This window comes from Citrobacter sp. SX206 (assembly GCF_024181025.1).
Lineage (GTDB): Bacteria > Pseudomonadota > Gammaproteobacteria > Enterobacterales > Enterobacteriaceae > Citrobacter > Citrobacter youngae.
This window is the reverse complement of the sequence record NZ_CP049738.1, coordinates 3,177,818-3,196,720: the sequence shown is the minus strand read 5'-3', so window position 1 is coordinate 3,196,720 and position 18,903 is coordinate 3,177,818. Positions and strand designations below refer to the sequence as shown.

Genomic DNA, 18,903 nt, shown 5'->3' with positions numbered 1-18,903 from the left:
AAAGGATAAATAATGAGTAGCGTAGATATTCTTGTTCCCGACCTGCCTGAATCCGTAGCGGATGCAACGGTTGCAACCTGGCACAAAAAACCGGGCGATGCAGTACGTCGTGATGAAGTACTGGTAGAAATCGAAACTGACAAAGTGGTACTGGAAGTACCGGCATCAGCGGACGGTATTCTTGATGCGGTTCTGGAAGATGAAGGGACAACCGTCACTTCTCGCCAGATCCTTGGTCGCCTGCGTGAAGGCAACAGCACCGGTAAAGAAACCAGCGCTAAGTCTGAAGAAAAAGATTCTACTCCGGCACAGCGCCAGCAGGCGTCTCTTGCTGAGCAGAATAACGATGCCCTGAGTCCGGCGATCCGTCGCCTGCTGGGTGAGCATAACCTCGAAGCCAGCGCTATCAACGGCACTGGCGTCGGCGGTCGTATCACGCGTGAAGATGTTGAAAAACATCTGGCGAAAGCCCCGGCGGCGAAAGCCGAAGCCAAAGCGCCGGCCGCTGCGCCTGCGCCACAGGCTCAACTGGGCGCGCGTGGTGAAAAACGTGTTCCGATGACCCGTCTGCGCAAACGCGTAGCTGAGCGTCTGCTGGAAGCGAAAAATTCCACCGCGATGCTGACCACGTTTAACGAAGTCAACATGAAGCCAATCATGGATCTGCGTAAGCAGTACGGTGACGCGTTCGAGAAACGTCACGGTATCCGTCTGGGCTTTATGTCTTTCTACGTGAAAGCGGTTGTTGAAGCGCTGAAACGCTATCCGGAAGTGAACGCGTCCATCGACGGCGATGACGTGGTTTATCACAACTACTTTGATGTCAGCATGGCGGTCTCCACGCCACGTGGTCTGGTAACGCCGGTCCTGCGCGATGTGGATCTGCTGGGTATGGCAGACATCGAGAAAAATATTAAAGAACTGGCAGTCAAAGGTCGCGACGGCAAGCTGACGGTTGAAGATCTGACGGGCGGTAACTTCACCATCACTAACGGTGGTGTGTTCGGTTCCCTGATGTCCACGCCGATCATCAACCCACCGCAGAGCGCCATCCTGGGTATGCATGCCATCAAAGACAGGCCGATGGCGGTAGACGGCAAGGTTGAAATCCTGCCGATGATGTATCTGGCGCTGTCTTATGACCACCGTCTGATCGATGGTCGTGAGTCAGTAGGCTTCCTGGTAACCATTAAAGAGTTGCTGGAAGATCCAACGCGTCTGCTGCTGGACGTGTAGTTAATAAGAGTATCACCTGCCCCGTAGGTCTGGATGCTTATCAGACCTACGGGTAAAAGATAACGATTACCTGAAGGATGGACAGAACACATGAACTTACATGAATATCAGGCAAAACAACTTTTTGCCCGCTATGGCTTACCGGCACCGGTGGGTTATGCCTGTACTACTCCGCGTGAAGCAGAAGAAGCCGCTTCAAAAATCGGCGCTGGCCCGTGGGTAGTGAAATGTCAGGTTCACGCTGGTGGCCGCGGTAAAGCGGGCGGTGTGAAGGTTGTGAACAGCAAAGAAGACATTCGCGCTTTTGCTGAACACTGGCTGGGTAAACGTCTGGTTACTTACCAGACAGACGCCCATGGTCAACCGGTAAATCAGATTCTGGTTGAAGCAGCGACCGACATCGGTAAAGAACTTTACCTCGGCGCAGTGGTTGACCGTAGCTCCCGTCGCGTGGTCTTCATGGCCTCTACCGAAGGCGGCGTGGAAATCGAAAAAGTAGCGGAAGAGACCCCGCATCTGATCCACAAAGTGGCACTCGATCCGCTGGCAGGCCCAATGCCTTACCAGGGACGTGAGCTGGCGTTCAAACTGGGTCTGGAAGGTAAACAGGTTCAGCAGTTCACCAAGATCTTCATGGGTCTGGCGACTATCTTCCTGGAGCGCGACCTGGCGCTGATCGAAATCAACCCGCTGGTTGTCACCAAACAGGGTGACCTGATCTGCCTCGACGGCAAACTGGGCGCTGACGGCAACGCGCTGTTCCGCCAGGCTGACCTGCGCGAAATGCGCGACCAGTCTCAGGAAGATCCGCGTGAAGCGCAGGCTGCGCAGTGGGAACTGAACTACGTAGCGCTCGACGGCAACATCGGTTGTATGGTTAACGGTGCGGGCCTGGCAATGGGTACCATGGATATTGTTAAGCTGCACGGTGGCGAACCGGCTAACTTCCTTGACGTGGGCGGCGGTGCGACCAAAGAGCGTGTAACCGAAGCGTTCAAAATTATTCTCTCCGATGACAACGTAAAAGCAGTACTGGTGAACATCTTCGGCGGTATCGTACGTTGCGACCTGATCGCTGACGGTATCATCGGCGCGGTAGCAGAAGTAGGTGTAAACGTTCCGGTCGTGGTGCGTCTGGAAGGTAACAACGCTGAACTCGGCGCGAAAAAACTGGCTGATAGCGGCCTGAATATTATTGCAGCGAAAAGTCTGACGGATGCAGCTCAGCAGGTTGTTGCCGCAGTGGAGGGGAAATAATGTCAGTTTTAATTAATAAAGATACCAAGGTTATCTGCCAGGGCTTCACCGGTAGCCAGGGGACATTCCACTCCGAACAAGCGATTGCTTACGGTACGCAGATGGTTGGCGGCGTAACGCCAGGTAAAGGCGGCACCACGCACCTGGGCCTGCCGGTGTTCAACACCGTGCGTGAAGCTGTAGAAGCGACGGGCGCAACCGCCACCGTTATCTACGTTCCGGCACCGTTCTGCAAAGATTCCATTCTGGAAGCAATCGATGCTGGTATCAAACTGATTATCACCATCACCGAAGGTATCCCAACGCTGGATATGCTGACCGTGAAAGTGAAGCTGGATGAAGCTGGCGTGCGTATGATCGGCCCGAACTGCCCAGGCGTTATCACCCCGGGCGAATGTAAAATCGGCATCATGCCGGGCCACATTCATCGCCCTGGTAAAGTGGGCATCGTTTCCCGTTCCGGTACCCTGACCTATGAAGCAGTTAAGCAGACTACCGACTACGGTTTCGGCCAGTCTACCTGTGTAGGCATCGGCGGCGACCCGATCCCGGGCTCTAACTTCATCGACATCCTGAAGCTGTTCCAGGAGGATCCGCAGACTGAAGCGATCGTCATGATCGGTGAGATCGGCGGTAGCGCGGAAGAAGAAGCAGCTGCGTACATTAAAGATCACGTCACCAAGCCGGTGGTTGGCTACATCGCGGGCGTCACCGCGCCGAAAGGTAAGCGTATGGGTCACGCTGGTGCCATCATCGCCGGCGGTAAAGGTACAGCGGATGAGAAATTCGCGGCTCTTGAAGCTGCAGGCGTGAAAACCGTTCGCAGCCTGGCCGATATCGGCGAAGCACTGAAAACCGTTATTAAGTAAGCCATAAAAATACAGCCCTGACTTTCTGCATGGTCAAGGGCTGGTCTAATTTCGACATGGTTGGCCATCTGATGATGGCCTTTTTTATTTTCTGTCATCCCGCATCATGCAATTTGATCACAATCATCTTCACAAATGAGATTATTTTTTGCGGCGAGCATCATTCTTTCTTTTGCCTGGATTTTGCATATTACCGCCTTTAATCATATTAAGGTTGGAGGATGGCGTGTCGCTGAAAATTCAGGATGATTACTTACCATGTTTTTTCTCTATAGTAGAAGTCTTCTCCAATGCGACGGGGTTAGCAACGGTAGTCGTTGATGTTACAGGCAGAGCTCTCTCTGATTGCCATAATTTTAATTCATTCTGTAAGCTGATGAGATCGAATAAACGCTACAGTGTTGGTTGCCAAACGTGCGATAAACAGTGTGTTTTTGAGGCACTGAAACAGTGTAAGCCCAGAATATTCAACTGCCATGCAGGGCTAAGTCTGTTCTCCATACCATTAATTTATGAGGAGAATCTGCATGGTTTTATTATCTGTGGTCAGGTTCGGGCTAAGTACCAGGAATATAAAACCATCATTGTTGAAGATGAATCACGATGGATGTGTGATCCTCAAATAAAAGCCGAGTGGGATCAGCTTGTTGCGGTTGATAATAATACGTTGGTGGCATCGGCTAATTTATTGCATTTTATTGTTAACAATTTTGAGGTGCAAAAAAAACAATCTGAAGTGGTATTCGATAAACCGACAAGTAACGTCCGGCACTATTTAACGGAGCTTTCTCGTCATGAGAAAAAACTACTGGCGGCACTGCGTTATATTGATGATAACCTGTATAGTGACTTATCTCTGGAGTCTGTGGCGGCACATGTCTGTTTAAGTGCAAATTATTTCAGCCGATTTTTTAAGAAGCGCCAGGGCGTTAACTTTAAAACCTGGGTGAGTCAGAAAAAAATGCAAAAGGCGGGGGAGTTATTACACGATCCGGTTCATTCAATAGACAGTATCGCCCGGAAACTTCAGTACGCACAAACCAGCTATTTTTGTCGCGTTTTCCGGGCGGCGCATCAAACATCACCCCAGTCTTTTCGTCACGCCAGACTCTCGCAGTAAAGATGTTCAGGGAGGTCTATAGCGGCAGGAATAAAAGACAGACGATCGCTCAGCGTGACGACATCGCCAATGACGATCAGTGCAGGCGGCGTAATGTTGGCTTCCTGCGCATTGCTCAGTAACGAGCCGAGGGTACAGGTCAGCCGGCGCTGATTCTCCCGGGTCGCGGACATGATGATGGCCGCGGGCGTCTCCGCCGGTTTCCCACCCATCAACAGTTCTTCACAAATAAACGCCAGATTCGCAATACCCATGACGATAACCAACGTACCGTTAAGTTTCGCCAGCTGGCGCCAGTCCTGCTGCTGGTTTCCTTCGCGTGTATGACCGGTCACCACGTGAAAACCAGAGGCGTAATCGCGATGTGTTACCGGGATCCCGGCACAGGTTAATCCCCCAATGGTTGAACTGATACCGGGGACGACTTCAAAAGGGATCCCCGGCTCAATAAGCCCTTCAATTTCTTCGGCCCCACGACCAAATACGTAGGGATCGCCACCTTTTAAGCGCACGATATTGTGATGCGTCTGGGCATACTGAACGAGAAGCGCGTTGATTTCATCCTGTGGCACACAATGAAATCCCGGATTCTTACCGACATTGATAAGCTCACAGTCAGCGGATGCCCATTCCAGAATCTTAGGATTGACCAACCTGTCGTAAATAATGACATCTGCTTGTTTAATGCACATCACTGCTTTGAGGGTGAGTAATGAAATATCACCGGGACCTGCGCCAACGAGCCAGACCTTTCCGAAAGTTTTCACATTGTGTCCTTTATCACGTCTAACAAAAAAAGGCAGAACCACTCCGGAGAATGATTAAAAGCAGTCGTTTGCCTGTAAGTTATAACGCTGAATTTTCCTAAATTATCACAAGGATAATATTGATTAATCTCGCAAAGTTTTTTCCACAATAAACAAGATGACTTGAAAAATTATTAAGAACTTATTGGCGCTATGTGTCTGAATTTAACCTTAATTAAATTGTGTTTATTGTTGTGCTTGAGTATTATTGGTTAATATTTATCCGCCATCAGTATGAACAAATCATGGATTGGATCAATGACATCAATGCCTGAAATAAAATATAACACTCGATGTTTATTCGGGTGATATGAATTATTTTTTATAAATTAAACTATTTTTGTACGCTGCATATGGAAGAGGTTATGAGAGGAAAAATACCCAAAACGGAGTTGCTGGTAACTTTTGAAGTGGTTGCGCGTCACGAAAGTTATACCCGGGCAGCTGAAGAGCTGGCTTTAACACAAAGTGCTGTTTTCCGCCAGGTGAATGCGCTAGAGGATTTTCTTAATACAGCGCTATTTAATCATGCCAAAAAGCGCATTTTTTTAAATGCGGCAGGCAAACACTATTTAACTATTGTTAAAGAAACACTGAACAAGCTTGAACGAGATACGACGACGATCATGACATGGCAGCCGACCGTACAAGTGATCGAACTGGCGGTTAACCCGACGTTCAGTACGCACTGGCTGATCCCAAACCTGCGTGAGTTCAATAAACTCAATCCTGATATTATCGTTAATATTCATTCTCTGGCGAATATTGGTGATTTTCTTAACCGGGAATATGACGCAGCGATCATGCGGGAAGATTTTTACTCGCCGTGGTCGGGGGTCGAGTACCTGTTCGAAGAGGAAATTCTGCCAGTGTGCAGCCGTTGCTTGCTTGCTGAACCGGACCGGAAGCTGTCCGTCGATGAACTGCTGAACGAATACCCGCTGTTGCATCAAAGTACCCGCATCAAAGGCTGGCAGGAATGGTTTGCGCTGTCCGATGTCAGCAGTCCGCTGGTGAATAAAGGTCCGCGATTTGATCTGTTGTCGATGCTGATTGCGGCAGTACGTTCCAACCTTGGCGTCGCATTGCTACCCCGTTTTGCCATTCAGCACGATCTGGATAGTGGGGATATGGTGATTCCTTGCGATGTTCCAATGCGTACCGGGAATCGATTTATCATGACGTGGCGGGAGGAGAAATCAGAGTCCCTTCATTTGGAGATCTTCCGCAACTGGTTGCTAAATAAATCCGTGATGTCGGCTGCCTGATGGCGGCTTGCGCCTTATCAGGCCTACAGGTTTCGGTGTTCACCATAGGCCCGATAAGCGTATCGGTTTTGGGTAAATCGCCGGATGCGGCGTAAACGCCTTACCCGGCAAAAGAGCGATTACCAGTCGATCCCTGGCTGTGCCTGAATGCCGCTATCAAAAGCGTGTTTAACCGGGCGAAGCTCGCTGACCGTATCGGCAAGTTCAAGTAACAGCGCATGGCAACCGCGCCCGGTGACGATCACGCTCTGGTCGGCAGGGCGATTTTCGATGGCGCTGATTACCTCCTGCGTATCCAGATAGTGATAAGCCAACATATAGGTGAGTTCGTCCAGTACGACCAGATCGTAATGCGCATCAGCCAGCATGCGCTTACTTTCCAGCCACACTGCGGTGGCCGCCTCGATATCGGCTTCCCGGTTCTGGGTTTCCCAGGTAAAACCGGTACCCATAATATGAAACTCCACGCCGAGAGGGTGCAGTGTGTTGTACTCGCCATTATCCCACTGGCCTTTAATAAACTGCGCGACGCCAACGGTTTTTCCGTGACCAACCGCGCGTGTCGCCGTGCCGAAGGCTGCGGTAGATTTTCCTTTACCATTGCCGGTGAAGACAATCAGAATCCCTTTCTTCTCCGTTGCCGCCGCCACGCGGGTATCAACCTGCGCTTTCAGCTTCTGCTGACGCTGGCGATGTCGGTCATTGTTGGCTCGCGCTTCCATGATAGCTCCTTAATGTCCTGCCGGGCAGGTTGCGCAGCGATGCTGCTGCTCAAACTGACTGAAGAAGTTATTGCCTTTGTCATCTACTAATACGAACGCAGGCATATTTTTAACTTCCATCATCCACACCGCTTCCATGCCCAGTTCGGGATACTCAAGGCACTGCAGGCTCTTCACATACTGCTGGGCCAGCAGAGCCGCTGCGCCGCCAATGCTGCCGAGGCTAAATCCACCGTGTTTGTGACAGGCATCAGTGACCTGCTGACTGCGGTTACCCTTGGTGAGCATAATGAGACTTCCGCCTTGTGCCTGGAAAGCATCGACGTACCCATCCATGCGTCCGCCGGTTGTCGGCCCCATTGAACCGCAGGCCTGGTTTTCGGGGGTTTTGGCGGGGCCGGCGTAATAAACGATATGTTTTTTCATGTATTCCGGCATCGGTTCGCCGTTATCCAGGCGCGCTTTGATGTTTGCGTGGGCGATATCTCGGGCAACAACAATTGGGCCGCTTAACGACAAACGAGTCCCGATGGGCAGGGCGGAAAGGTCATGCAGGATTTCGCGTAACGGACGGTTCAGATCCAGTTGAACGGTCTGGGCGCCATTTTCCACCCGCTGTGAATCAGGGATAAATTTGCCCGGGTTATGCTCGAGTTTCTCCAGCCAGATACCGTGTTTGTTAATTTTGGCTTTGATGTTGCGGTCGGCAGAACAGGAGAGGGCCATGGCGATAGGGCAGGAGCCGCCGTGGCGCGGTAAGCGAATTACGCGAATATCGTGGGCAAAGTATTTGCCGCCAAACTGCGCGCCGATGCCAAACTCGCGGCTGGCATTGAGCAGTTCGGCTTCCAGTGCCGTATCGCGGAACGCCTGACCCAGCTCATTCCCGCTGGTGGGCAGGTTATCGTAATATTTGGTTGATGCCAGTTTGGCTGTCTTCAGCGCCTGATCGGCGGACAAGCCCCCAACCACGAAAGCGATGTGGTACGGCGGGCAAGCGGCGGTACCCAGCGATTTCATTTTTTCGATCAGGAAGGCTGTGAGCTTTTCCGGCTGCAGAATGGATTTGGTTTCCTGGAATAGCGCCGCCTTATTGGCAGAACCGCCGCCTTTGTTGACGAACAGGAATTTATACTCATTACCCGGCGTGGCGCTGATGTCGATTTGCGCTGGCAGGTTAGTCTGGGTATTGACCTCGGTATACATGTCCAGCGGGGCATTTTGCGAGTAACGCAGATTGTTTTCGGTGAAGGTGGTATATACGCCTTTGCTCAAGGCTTCGGCGTCATCGCCGCCTGTCCAGACATGCTGTCCTTTGCAGGCCACAATGGTTGCCGTCCCGGTGTCCTGACAGTTAGGCAGGACGCCTTTGGCCGAAACCTCAGCGTTGCGCAGCAGTTGTAATGCGACGTACTTATCGTTACCGCTGGCCTGCGGGTCGTGCAAAATGCTGGCTATCTGTTTCAAATGTCCGGCGCGCAGAAAAAATGAAGCCTCATAAAATGCCTGCTGTGCTAATAAGGTTAACGCTTCAGGCGCCACCTTAATCACTTCCTCTCCGTCTAACTCCGTTACCGTTACGTGCTGGTTACTCAGTAATTCATACTCGGTATTATCTTTACTCTGAACAAAGAGTTCCTGCCAGACAAATGGTTTAGACATGTTTACTTCTCACCTCTTCATTTTTGCCGGATGACGGCGTAAATACGTGCGCTAATCGTAGGCCGGATAGCGCTTCGCTTATCCGGCAGAGTGTTATTTTGCTAAAAAGACATTGGCCTGCGTCGCTTCGGCGACATATTCGATAGTTTGCTGGGCGCGAACGCTGTTACCGGCTTCGTCCAACGGCGGAGAGTAGACGGCAATGGCATATTTTCCGGGCACCACCGCAACCATCCCGCCGCCGACGCCGCTTTTCGCCGGAATGCCAACGGTGTACAGCCATTTACCGCTGCCGTCGTACAGTCCGGCAATCGCCATTTCCGCCAGCACTTGCGGAACATATTTTTCATTCAGCAACTGCTTGCCGTTGAACGGCGATTTCCCTTTGTTCGCCAGTACGGCACCCATTTTGGCCAGTTGCTCAACGGTGATATCCACCGAGCACTGACGGGTATAAATTTCGACGGCGTCATCGGTGTTGCCATAGAAGCTGTTATAGGATTCCATCAGCTTCGCCAGCGCCTGATTGTGCTGGTTGGTCTCCATTTCAGATTTGTAAACCGGCTCATTAACCGTGAGCGTGGCATCGGCCCAGACGTTCAGGTTGTCGAGGATTTTGTTCCAGCGATCGGTTTTGTCTTTGGCTTCAATCAGACTAACGGTGCTCATGGCTCCGGCGTTTACCAGCGGGTTTTCCGGCGCGCCTTTGGTCAGTTCAACCGCTAAACCGGAGTTAAAAGGCATGCCAGTGGCATTGGCCCCGAGTTTATCCAGCACCACCTGAGGACCGTGCTGTTCCATGGCGAGCGCCATGGTGAAGACTTTACTCAGGGATTCCATGGGAAAGGGTTTGTTAACATCGCCAACCTGGTAGATTTTTCCGTCCACCGTAGCAATAGTGATGGCAAAATTATTTGGGCTGTAGCTCGCCAGGGCAGGGATGTAGTCGGCGACTTTTCCATCATTGTTACTTTTGTACTTTTGATGCGCCTGTTCTATCAGTCTGGCGTAGTCCGGCGCGGTTTGCGCGAATGAGGTAGCGCTAAACAAGACGCTGAAAGAAAAGAGACTCACGCCGAGCAGAGTTTTAGTCATGGTGCTTTCCTGTTGGGGTACTTATCATGCGCCGGATGGCGGCGTACCGCCTGATCCGGCTTACGGATAATTAAACGTTATGTAGGCCGGATAAGCGCAAGCGCCATCCGGCAATAACGAGGTATCAGGACAACGCGACTTCTGTTTCGGTGACCGGGCGGTCTTGCTCCGGTGTTTTGACTGGCGCTGTTCCGCGGCAGCCTGAACCAAAGTGTTCACCTTCCCAGCGACCTACAATGGCAGCGCCCATGGCATTACTCATGACGTTGGTGGCGGAACGACCCATATCGAGGAACGGATCGACGCCCATCAGCAGGATCAAACCCGCCTCCGGAATGTTGAACTGGTTCAGGGTAGCGGCGATAACGACCATCGAGGCACGCGGTACACCCGCCATCCCTTTAGAGGTCAGCATCAGAATTAACAGCATGGTAATTTGCTCGCCCATGCTCAACTCAATGTTGCACGCCTGGGCAATAAAGACGGTGGCAAAGGAGCAATAGGCCATGGAGCCTACGAGGTTAAAGGAGTAACCGATCGGCAGAACAAAGCTGGCAATTTTTGACGATACGCCGAATTTTTCCAGCTTATCCAGCGTGCCCGGGAAGGCGGCTTCAGAACTGGAGGTCGTAAAGGCCAGCAGCGCAGGCTCGAAGATTGATTTGGTCAAACGCGCGATGCAAGGCCCGACTATCATGGTTGACAGGCCAATCAGAATTGCCCACAGCATACCCAGCGTCAGGTAGAATTCACCCATGAAGATCCCGGCGCTGACCATTACACCCAGACCACGTTCGGCAATCAAACCTGAAATAGCGGCAAAAACGGTCAGTGGCGCAAACAGCATGACGTAGCCTGTCAGTTTCAGCATCACGTGCACCAGCGAATCCAGAACCTTAACGATAGGCTCGGCTTTTTCACCGATTGCGGCCAGGCTGCAACCGAGGAAAATGGAGAACACCACGATCTGCAGGATTTCGTTACGCGCCATCGCGTCAACGATACTGGTTGGTACGGCATGTGAGATAAAGACTTTCAGCGTGAAGGGTTCAGACTTAACGGCGGCAACAGCGCCTGCGTCATGAGCAACAAAATTGATACCTGCGCCCGGCTGGAAGATATTAACGATAACCAGACCCAAGGCGATCGACAGCAGTGAGGCACAAATAAACAGGAAAAAGGTTTTAGAAAATATACGACCCAGCGTTTTGGCATCGCCCATCTTGGCAATACCGACAACCAGAGTTGAAATAACCAATGGCGCAATAATCATCTTCACCATACGTAGGAATATAGTGGTGAAAATGGAAATATCCTGTGCATATGATTTTGCTGTTTCAGCCGCGGCCATATTATTAATGGCCACCCCGGCAATCATGCCGAGTATCAGGCCTAATATGATCATCTTGGTTAAACTTATTTTCTTCATGTGTACTCCATCGGATAAAGGCTGGTAATTGGAATAATGTAGGGTGGCGTGTGCCTGAGCCTGGACAGCAGCTCAGGCGCACGCCTGTTGTGACCAACCGCATGAATATTCGAAGCACTGTGATACAGCTGAACTCTGTGCTCCAATGGCTGTTATTGTGTTTTTTTGTTACAGATCGAATTCAATACTTAATAATGGTGCGTGTTGCTGCGCGCCATAAACATCATTGTCACCGACATTGCCGGAAATAATATCGCGCGGCATGACAATTTTTACAGCATTTGCCGGATCGAACCACACAATATTGTGAATAAAGTCAGGTTCGACATTATATAACCCAGCAATAAGTTGCGGAGTTAATTGCTCTGAGCGTTTTACGCGCTGATAGTCTTCCCGGGTTTTAAACAAAATATCTAAAACCAGTTCGTACGGTCCGGCATTTTTTGAGCGAATGACCTGCGCCAGTGAACAAATTGATTGTTTCATGCCTGAACTCCTTCTGGCGTCACCTGCTCAATGTGGAAATCAAACCGCAGTGCATCGCTGGCTTCAATCAGGTGATAGATCGAGAACTCATACACCGGCCCACTCTGAATATCAGATGGCGAGAATGGGAAAGCGAGGTTGCCCGCCGTGGCAATACGATTTTCATAGCCGTAGTGCAACAGGGTAGAGCGCACCAGCGAGCAAACGCTGTTGGCGATATCCTGCGTCGGCGCAACGACGTCCAGTAAAATCCCCAGTTCATGACCCGCGGTTTTCATCGGTTCATGGTTGCCCATCACGCCGTTCTTCCCGTACAGGTGGAACGTCATGCGGATGCTGTCGTCATTCAGGGAGAGGTTACGTGCTACGCTTGCCTGTACCTCTTCGAGAATGGTGTCAATTCCGGCAATCATAATCGGGTCGCGCGTTCCGGCGATGGTCAGGCAGCGGAAGCCAACCTGACGCGCGCCTTCCAGTTTCAACGCATACGGTGTTTCTTCATGACGTGAACCGCTGACATACACTTCGCCCTCGTTAACCTGGGTAAAGGTGCACGCTTTCAGGTTCAGCACACCGCCCGGTCCCGGCAGGAAGTACGGATCGGACTTCTCATACAGGGTGTGCGCCGCAGCAGACGTTTCAGTGAACTTACGCTTGGGATTGAACGCCTTCAGCGTAAAGCCGTTGTCGTCGATAATGCCCATCGCACAATCTGAGCCGGAGCCGGGGGTTGCTGCAATGGCAGCACACTCAAGGATCTTACCGCAGTGCAGCGCCAGACCTTCATCAAAGCCTTGCATAATCGGCAGCGCCGCGAAGCAGGCTGGATCGTAAGCGCGTCCGCCCAGAACAACCTGTGCCCCCGCTTTCAGCGCACGCTGGAAAGGTTCGACACCCATCTGCGCGACGATGTAGGTACTCTCTTCAATCGCCTCGTGAGTCAGTTCAGGCACAAAATCGAGCGCGGTGATTTTGCCGTTATCCAGCGCCTGATGAACGATTTCTTTGTCGACATCAGACGGGATCAGCGCCATTGAGAAGGACAGTTTTTCTTCCTGGGCAATCTCATGGATTATCTGGCGACACCACTCCAGATGCGGAGCTGCACCAGAACCACCGGCGGTACCGATCACGACCGGGATGTTGTTCTTAACGCCCGCCACGATCATATAGCGCAGATCGCGTTTTACCCCGGCTCTGTCGGTAAAGGGTTTACCTGCCCCCAGGTAGTGGGGGCCAGGATCGGAGGAACCTGCGTCAACAGCAATAAGATCCGGTGACTCTTCCATGGCTTTACGAAAACTTTCTTCCGGGAAGCCATAACCCAGGATAGCCGTCGGCGATAAGATCTTAAATGTGCGTGCCATCTCTTAATCCTTAGTTTGCAACAACGCGATGGTGCGATTCATCTCGTTAAACACGATGTTGAGACCTTCATCGAAACCCATACCCGGTTTAACCAGCATACGCATCGGACGCGCGGCAAGCGCCACGTGTACGCAGGTGCGGGCACTGATCTCGGTTTCGTTACAAGTACCGCCCTGATAAGCTTCCATGGCGTGTTTGTTGCAATACAGCACCGCATCAACGATGTTGTGAATACCGCCAAGATCAGGGGTTTTGATCTGTACCATGTGGCAGCTGCCCGCATCGGTAAAGTCCACGATATCCTGATAGGTGTTACACCATTCGTCGGCGACAATTTTCACGCCGGAACCCAGACGGGTCAGTTCTTTGGTGATGGCAGTCAACATGCGGATCTGATCCGGCTTGTTACCCGCATCTACTGGCCCTTCGATATACAGCGGCAGGCCCTGTGCTTCGGCTTCCAGGCTGGCGATGTATTCGGCGCAGCGCACGGGATCCATATCGAAGATCAAACCGATCGTGCCGTACACATCAATATGCAGCGTTGGGTGATAACGTTCGCTGGTGCGCAGGCTTAAAATGCGGTCGGACAACCAACGTACATACTCACGCAGTTTTTCGCCTTTAAAGCCCAGTTTCTCTTCCACGTTGTTGATCAGCGCATGCGGCAGGACGTCCACCCCTTTGAGGATCATTTTGTCAACGGCGATATAACGGTCGTCGCCGCTCTGACCAAATAATGGAATGGCTTCCGGCACGCACGGCAGTTGCCATTCATCGCAAACCACTTCAGTTTTCAGACGACCGGTAGCCAGCGCTGCCGCGTCGAGCAGCGCCTGAGACAGACCATAGCGGACGGCGGTATGCAGCAGATGACCGTCAATACGCAGTTGATCAAAGAAACGGGCGTTTGGCAGGAACGCATCAACGTCACGGCCTTCCAGCAGCGGTTTGATGTGATCGTTGAGGAACGGAATGAAATTTTCTGCCAGGAATAGCGGATCACGGCCACCTGCACCTGAATATTGCACCGCTGCGCAATCGCCCACCGCTACTGCGCCATTTTCCAGAATCAGTTGCACGGAAACGCATTCACCCGCCTGACGAACAGAGGTAAATCCAGGTGTTACCGGATCGCCGGTATAGATAAACCCGTCATGACCGGCGCCATTTTTGATGGCCTGCTGATCGTCAAAATAAAATGAGGAGTAGCCAGCGGTGAAAAGGGCCTTTTTGATTTTCATTATGGTCTTCCTATTAATTTACTGTGGGATACGGCGTTGATGTCATCAATGACCATCTGGAAAGAAGGCTTGCGGCCTTCAAAATGTGCGCGCTCTGCGACATAGTCGTGGTGCAGGGCGAGAATATCTTTCGGCAGCGGAACCGCACCGGCTTCGAGAATACGGATGGCGCCTGTGTTATCGCGCACCGGCAGAATTTTGCCCGCATTGCAGGCGGCAGGTGCGAACGGCACATCCAGTACGCCAGCTTCAAAGGCCAGCACTGTACCGCGCGCAATGTCGCCATTACCCAGTTCGAAGACTTTTTTCAGTACTGCGCGGACTTCACTCTTAATCAGTTCGACTTCCTGCTCGACGGCAGCGCACTGCGGGAATTTCTGGTCGCTGACCATGTTGAGCATCTGGCGTGACGCTTTCAGACCCTGGGCGTTGGCTGCAGCCGTTGGGATACCGAACGCTTCGTGCGGGCTTTTGGTAATGACTTTCGTGGCACCGGACATACCGGCAACCGCCGCACCCCAGGCGATAACGGAGAAGGCTTTCGCTTCATCTTCCGGGAATCCGCCCATCCACTGGTGGAAAACGGTACTCAGTTCGTAATCGTCGAAGCCGTGGTTATGGAAGTATTCGTGGGACAGTTCACGCAGCGCCTGAATGGCGGCGATATCCTGCGTCAGGCTACCGACCTGGCCGTAGCCGACGGTAATGGATTTCACGCCTTGTTCCAGCGCCAGCAGACCTTCAATAATCGCCACCGAGTGGGACATAAACGGCGGGATCAGGGTACCGGTCAGCGGGCCAAACGGCTCACGGTTGATGCGAATGCCGTTCTCTTCGTACAGACCCATCAGGCGATCGCAGTACTGCCAGTCGCGGATGGATTTTTCCAGGGTGACGCGTTTAGCGTAAGGGATGTTGTAGGAAATACCGCCACCTTCGTAGCTGGTAAAGCCACTGGCCATGGCGATTTCAGCCAGCAGGCGCGCATCCGGCGTACCGTGGCGGACCTGGATTGGTTTTTCCAGCGACTCAGTCATACGGCGGCAGGCAGCAACCCCATGATTGACGACGGGTAAACCATTCAGTTTGGAGGTGCCCGCCTCGATAGATTTTTGGATCCCGACAGCTGCTTCTTCATAGCGGTTCAGACGGGTATAGGCATCGATGGTACTTGGCAGGAGGTCACATTCTTCCTGCAATGTTTTAAGCAGCTCAATATGTTCATCCATGAGTGCGACGCCTGCACGCGGCTGGCTCAGCGTTTTACCTTCTTGATCGGCCTTCAACAGCGCGAGGGAGAAGCGTTTTGAATCTGGAATTGATTGCTGGTACTTCACGCCATCTTCGAATTTCTCAACGTCTTTGCCGGTTTCCCAGGTTTGCAACACCTGGTGCCTTTCGGTCATGAATTCGTCGTGGGTCAATTTTTTATTTCGAAGTTCCATTCGTAGCTGCCTTTAGTTTTGTAGGGTTAAACACTGAATGCTGGTGCGAGCAGCGGCTTGCGGGTACAGCCTGGCGACGTTTGCCAGTAGCGGGAGCAGGCCATTTGAATCGCGGTAATACTCAAACTGATTCGGTAACAGAATTCTTTTACCCTGGTCGTCCAGCTCCCGGTATTTAAGCCAGTTATGGATATCGAACTGGCTGGCGCGAGAGAGCCATCCCCCTGAACCGACGACTTTGCGTACGGTGGTGAGATCGCGACCCATCTGTAAATCCACGTTACCGACGCAGGTGCAAACCTGCTTCTTAGTGCCCGCGTGGCGCTCAGTGGCATAGCCCACGCACAAACCGGCTAACAAAGTGTCGAAATATTTCTCTTCCTCGTTGACCGGCAGGTAGTCCGGCTGCCCAACCAGATGGCGCAGGTAGCGATAAAACGCTTCCTCACGTTGTGGTTGTTGGGCGAAAACAACTTTCACCATATCCTGCGTGCTTTCTCCCACCACGACGGCGGAAACGCGCATGCCCAAATCACCTTCAACGGTACGTTTGACGAACGGTTCAGGGACACCATGCAGGACAGTATCGGGGGAGAGGGTATTCGCGCTGGCTGAATAGACATCCGTGGTGGCGCCACCCATATCAATCAGCATGAACTCCTTCCATGCGTTGTCGTAATCGCTAATGGCTTTGACTAACTCATAGACCGTCCATGGCGTCGGCATTGGCTCTTCGCCTGTTTCGCCAACAATGACGTCCAGACCTTTACCTTTGACAATGCGTGACAAGAACACATCGCAAATCGCCTGGCGCGCGGCAAACGGATTCGGGTGATCGAGATCCGGCAGAATGTTGTCTACCGTGGTCAGATCTTTGTGTCCCAGAATCGTTTGTATTTCGTCCTGAATGTCCCGGTTTCCGGCGTAGATAATGGCGCAATCAAGCTTTGAACCTGCCAGCGCGTGCGCATTCGCCAGGCCGTAGCTTTCTTCGCCGCCGTCTGTACCGCCGGTAAACAACAGAATATCTGGCGGTGCAGATTCCAGTTCCTGGATGTCATGACGGTTCAGTTTGTACGAATAATATTGCGCGATTTTCGCTCCTGCCGAATGGGCGGTAACTTTTGCCGATTCCAGCGTAATGGAAGGCACCAGCCCCATTGCTGCCACGGCGAGTCCACCTTTGGCCGAGGAGGAGTATTTCAACTGCACTTCACCACTTTTCAGTAACGGGCGAGCATCGGCAACGTTCAGCACCTGATTCAGGCTGGCAAAAAAACCGTCTGCCAGATGATGTGTGGTGGTTGGGGTCAGGACATGGTTTACCAGGGTTAATTCCTCCCCTTCATGGGCGAAGAGGGCTGCCTTGGTCCATGTCGAGCCGATATCGACAGAAACTGTTTGCATCAGATGGCCTCTTCCAGGCAACGCTGCTCGAGGCCATTGTGTTGGTGAATATCATTAGTGATAAGCGCACAGACATCTTCCAGGTCGTGGCTCGGTGCGAAGACGCGGTTAAACCCCATCTCTTTAAATTTCACTTCGACATCGGCGAAGTCATGTTTTCCGACGACCAGGTTGCCGCCGACGTACAACAGGATGTCGCCGAGGCCACGTTCAATACAGCGCTCACGCAAGCCGAGGCAGTCAATGTCGCCGTGGCCGTAGATGGAAGACACCACGATGGCATCAGCGCCTGTTTCAATCGCGGCATCAATATATTCATCCTGGCTCACCATCACCCCGAGGTTGATTACGTGAAAATCATGAGCAGTAAAAACGCGATCCAGAACTTTATTGCCTACTGCATGGCAGTCAGCACCGATGACGCCAATAACAAGTGTAGATTTCTTCATGGGTAATCCTCTGTAGGGCTGATGGTCAATAAGTGAAAATTGTTTTCTAATATTTAGAGCATGGGTTTTGACAACCTTTTAATAGGGTTGGAGTTTCTGTGGAAGCGGAAAAGGAAGCAATTGATCTATTTTCAAAATATCCTGCGCAAAATGATTGTTATATTTTGCCTTCATAAAAATTCATTTAAATCAATGTGTTATAAATTAATTTCCATTGGTTATTTTATTTATTAGCGAATTACCTAATAAACCACTTGCCATGTTTGTGATCGAAATCTTATTTTGTGGCGCAGGCTTTGTCAGGGGTGTTTTTAATAATTTCGAAAATGGTATTCGCTAAATAACTTGTGAACGGCATAACGGTTTTTTATTTATTAATCTTATATGTCGTAAATTTTTTTGTTAAATTTAAGATAAAAATGATAATGAATTGTTCGGAATATATATATTCTTTGGCATAGAAGCGATGTTGTGGTGGGAGTGATAACTTACAGTGATGATTTAAGCGAAACGGCGGGTCTCTGCAGGGAGATCGCCAAACCTCAGGGCGTCGGTCAATGCTTGCCGCTTCGCTTCCAGTTGAGATAGTTACATTGTGGTGTTAATTATAAGTAAAATTAAAATGAATGATTTGTATTAAATAATGATTACAGGACTTGCTAAACAAAAAACTGTGAGCTACCCAGCAATAGTGACTCTTTATCTGTCCATAATTTTGTCCCCCAGACTGGTTAAAAGATCGTGTAGATTTAAATAAATATCCTATCATTTGTAGTAACGGCAATTACTCATTGAAAAACATATCGTTAACATGGTGTTCACTAGTCACGCTAGCGATAAACACTATTAACATTTAAATTGAAAATTGATTTAAATCAATGTTTAAAACTTGGTAAACATCACCAAATGAGGTTAAATTGCTGCAGATCAAATTGGTCTGAAAGTGATAAATTAGCTATAAATTGATCACTATCGAAAAATGCAAATTTACCTCGATAAAAACCTGTTTATTGTAAGGATTTTACGGCGTAATATAATTG

At 50.9% G+C, this 18,903-nt stretch carries 16 protein-coding genes; 5 read left to right on the top strand and 11 right to left on the bottom strand.

Annotated elements, in window-relative coordinates; all coding sequences use genetic code 11:
- Window positions 1–12 precede the first annotated feature (12 nt).
- The 4 genes from odhB to G8S19_RS15600 all read left to right on the top strand — a co-directional run bounded on the left by odhB (window position 13) and on the right by G8S19_RS15600 (window position 4,482).
- Window positions 13–1,236, top strand: a complete 1,224-nt coding sequence (gene odhB / locus G8S19_RS15615) for a 2-oxoglutarate dehydrogenase complex dihydrolipoyllysine-residue succinyltransferase (protein ID WP_003022925.1) — start codon at window positions 13–15, stop codon at window positions 1,234–1,236.
- Window positions 1,237–1,326: 90 nt separating this feature from the next.
- Entirely contained in the window at window positions 1,327–2,493 is a 1,167-nt protein-coding gene (sucC, locus tag G8S19_RS15610; protein ID WP_003022927.1) for an ADP-forming succinate--CoA ligase subunit beta, read from the top strand.
- Window positions 2,493–3,362 (top strand): succinate--CoA ligase subunit alpha, encoded by an 870-nt coding sequence (gene sucD, locus G8S19_RS15605; RefSeq protein WP_101742402.1) that lies wholly within the window; start codon window positions 2,493–2,495, stop codon window positions 3,360–3,362. The genes sucC and sucD overlap by 1 nt, the downstream gene beginning before the upstream one ends.
- A gap of 226 nt (window positions 3,363–3,588) precedes the next feature.
- Window positions 3,589–4,482, top strand: coding sequence for a PocR ligand-binding domain-containing protein (locus tag G8S19_RS15600; protein WP_219352376.1), 894 nt, complete (start codon window positions 3,589–3,591; stop codon window positions 4,480–4,482).
- Here the strand turns inward: G8S19_RS15600 and cobA are convergent.
- Complete coding sequence (gene cobA, locus G8S19_RS15595; RefSeq protein ID WP_253685516.1) at window positions 4,461–5,249, bottom strand: uroporphyrinogen-III C-methyltransferase; 789 nt, start codon at window positions 5,247–5,249, stop codon at window positions 4,461–4,463. The two genes, G8S19_RS15600 and cobA, sit on opposite strands and share 22 nt — an antisense overlap.
- A 404-nt stretch (window positions 5,250–5,653) precedes the next feature.
- Here cobA and G8S19_RS15590 point away from each other — a divergent pair, with 404 nt between their 5' ends.
- Window positions 5,654–6,556 (top strand): LysR family transcriptional regulator, encoded by a 903-nt coding sequence (locus G8S19_RS15590; RefSeq protein WP_048212250.1) that lies wholly within the window; start codon window positions 5,654–5,656, stop codon window positions 6,554–6,556.
- A gap of 119 nt (window positions 6,557–6,675) precedes the next feature.
- Here G8S19_RS15590 and cobO read toward each other — a convergent pair whose 3' ends face one another.
- From cobO to glmS, 10 genes are all read right to left on the bottom strand, one after another.
- The gene (gene cobO / locus G8S19_RS15585) at window positions 6,676–7,278 is read right to left on the bottom strand and encodes a cob(I)yrinic acid a,c-diamide adenosyltransferase (RefSeq protein ID WP_101742400.1); all 603 of its coding nucleotides are present in this window, start codon (window positions 7,276–7,278) and stop codon (window positions 6,676–6,678) included.
- Between the two features lie 9 nt (window positions 7,279–7,287).
- Window positions 7,288–8,940 carry a class I fumarate hydratase gene (locus tag G8S19_RS15580; RefSeq protein ID WP_048212248.1) on the bottom strand — a complete coding sequence of 551 codons (1,653 nt, stop codon included), beginning with the start codon at window positions 8,938–8,940 and terminating at the stop codon, window positions 7,288–7,290.
- A gap of 93 nt (window positions 8,941–9,033) precedes the next feature.
- On the bottom strand, window positions 9,034–10,035 hold the full coding sequence (gene glsA, locus G8S19_RS15575; RefSeq protein WP_061067544.1) for a glutaminase A: 1,002 nt from the start codon (window positions 10,033–10,035) through the stop codon (window positions 9,034–9,036).
- Window positions 10,036–10,159: 124 nt separating this feature from the next.
- Window positions 10,160–11,464: a dicarboxylate/amino acid:cation symporter gene (locus tag G8S19_RS15570; RefSeq protein WP_048212246.1), complete on the bottom strand. Its 1,305-nt coding sequence runs from the start codon at window positions 11,462–11,464 to the stop codon at window positions 10,160–10,162.
- Between the two features lie 168 nt (window positions 11,465–11,632).
- Window positions 11,633–11,950, bottom strand: a complete 318-nt coding sequence (locus tag G8S19_RS15565) for a DUF4387 domain-containing protein (RefSeq protein ID WP_005122536.1) — start codon at window positions 11,948–11,950, stop codon at window positions 11,633–11,635.
- Complete coding sequence (locus tag G8S19_RS15560; RefSeq protein ID WP_003022951.1) at window positions 11,947–13,317, bottom strand: acyclic terpene utilization AtuA family protein; 1,371 nt, start codon at window positions 13,315–13,317, stop codon at window positions 11,947–11,949. Before G8S19_RS15560 ends, G8S19_RS15565 begins: the two co-directional genes overlap by 4 nt.
- A 3-nt stretch (window positions 13,318–13,320) precedes the next feature.
- Entirely contained in the window at window positions 13,321–14,562 is a 1,242-nt protein-coding gene (locus G8S19_RS15555; protein ID WP_005122534.1) for a methylaspartate ammonia-lyase, read from the bottom strand.
- Complete coding sequence (locus G8S19_RS15550; protein WP_048212243.1) at window positions 14,562–16,007, bottom strand: methylaspartate mutase subunit E; 1,446 nt, start codon at window positions 16,005–16,007, stop codon at window positions 14,562–14,564. Before G8S19_RS15550 ends, G8S19_RS15555 begins: the two co-directional genes overlap by 1 nt.
- Window positions 16,008–16,019: 12 nt before the next feature.
- The gene (gene glmL, locus G8S19_RS15545) at window positions 16,020–17,414 is read right to left on the bottom strand and encodes a methylaspartate mutase accessory protein GlmL (RefSeq protein WP_061067545.1); all 1,395 of its coding nucleotides are present in this window, start codon (window positions 17,412–17,414) and stop codon (window positions 16,020–16,022) included.
- Window positions 17,414–17,863, bottom strand: coding sequence for a methylaspartate mutase subunit S (gene glmS / locus G8S19_RS15540; protein WP_003022963.1), 450 nt, complete (start codon window positions 17,861–17,863; stop codon window positions 17,414–17,416). Before glmS ends, glmL begins: the two co-directional genes overlap by 1 nt.
- Between the last annotated feature and the right edge of the window lie 1,040 nt (window positions 17,864–18,903).

Excerpts from the sequence above, each read along its gene's own strand:
- G8S19_RS15555 (WP_005122534.1), bottom strand. The coding sequence starts at position 14,562 with ATGAAAATCAAAAAGGCCCTTTTCACCGCTGGCTACTCCTCATTTTAT.
- cobO (WP_101742400.1), bottom strand. The coding sequence starts at position 7,278 with ATGGAAGCGCGAGCCAACAATGACCGACATCGCCAGCGTCAGCAGAAG.
- G8S19_RS15590 (WP_048212250.1), top strand. The coding sequence starts at position 5,654 with ATGAGAGGAAAAATACCCAAAACGGAGTTGCTGGTAACTTTTGAAGTG.
- glmS (WP_003022963.1), bottom strand. The coding sequence starts at position 17,863 with ATGAAGAAATCTACACTTGTTATTGGCGTCATCGGTGCTGACTGCCAT.
- sucC (WP_003022927.1), top strand. The coding sequence starts at position 1,327 with ATGAACTTACATGAATATCAGGCAAAACAACTTTTTGCCCGCTATGGC.
- G8S19_RS15550 (WP_048212243.1), bottom strand. The coding sequence starts at position 16,007 with ATGGAACTTCGAAATAAAAAATTGACCCACGACGAATTCATGACCGAA.
- glmL (WP_061067545.1), bottom strand. The coding sequence starts at position 17,414 with ATGCAAACAGTTTCTGTCGATATCGGCTCGACATGGACCAAGGCAGCC.
- G8S19_RS15570 (WP_048212246.1), bottom strand. The coding sequence starts at position 11,464 with ATGAAGAAAATAAGTTTAACCAAGATGATCATATTAGGCCTGATACTC.
- G8S19_RS15560 (WP_003022951.1), bottom strand. The coding sequence starts at position 13,317 with ATGGCACGCACATTTAAGATCTTATCGCCGACGGCTATCCTGGGTTAT.
- glsA (WP_061067544.1), bottom strand. The coding sequence starts at position 10,035 with ATGACTAAAACTCTGCTCGGCGTGAGTCTCTTTTCTTTCAGCGTCTTG.
- sucD (WP_101742402.1), top strand. The coding sequence starts at position 2,493 with ATGTCAGTTTTAATTAATAAAGATACCAAGGTTATCTGCCAGGGCTTC.
- odhB (WP_003022925.1), top strand. The coding sequence starts at position 13 with ATGAGTAGCGTAGATATTCTTGTTCCCGACCTGCCTGAATCCGTAGCG.
- G8S19_RS15580 (WP_048212248.1), bottom strand. The coding sequence starts at position 8,940 with ATGTCTAAACCATTTGTCTGGCAGGAACTCTTTGTTCAGAGTAAAGAT.
- G8S19_RS15565 (WP_005122536.1), bottom strand. The coding sequence starts at position 11,950 with ATGAAACAATCAATTTGTTCACTGGCGCAGGTCATTCGCTCAAAAAAT.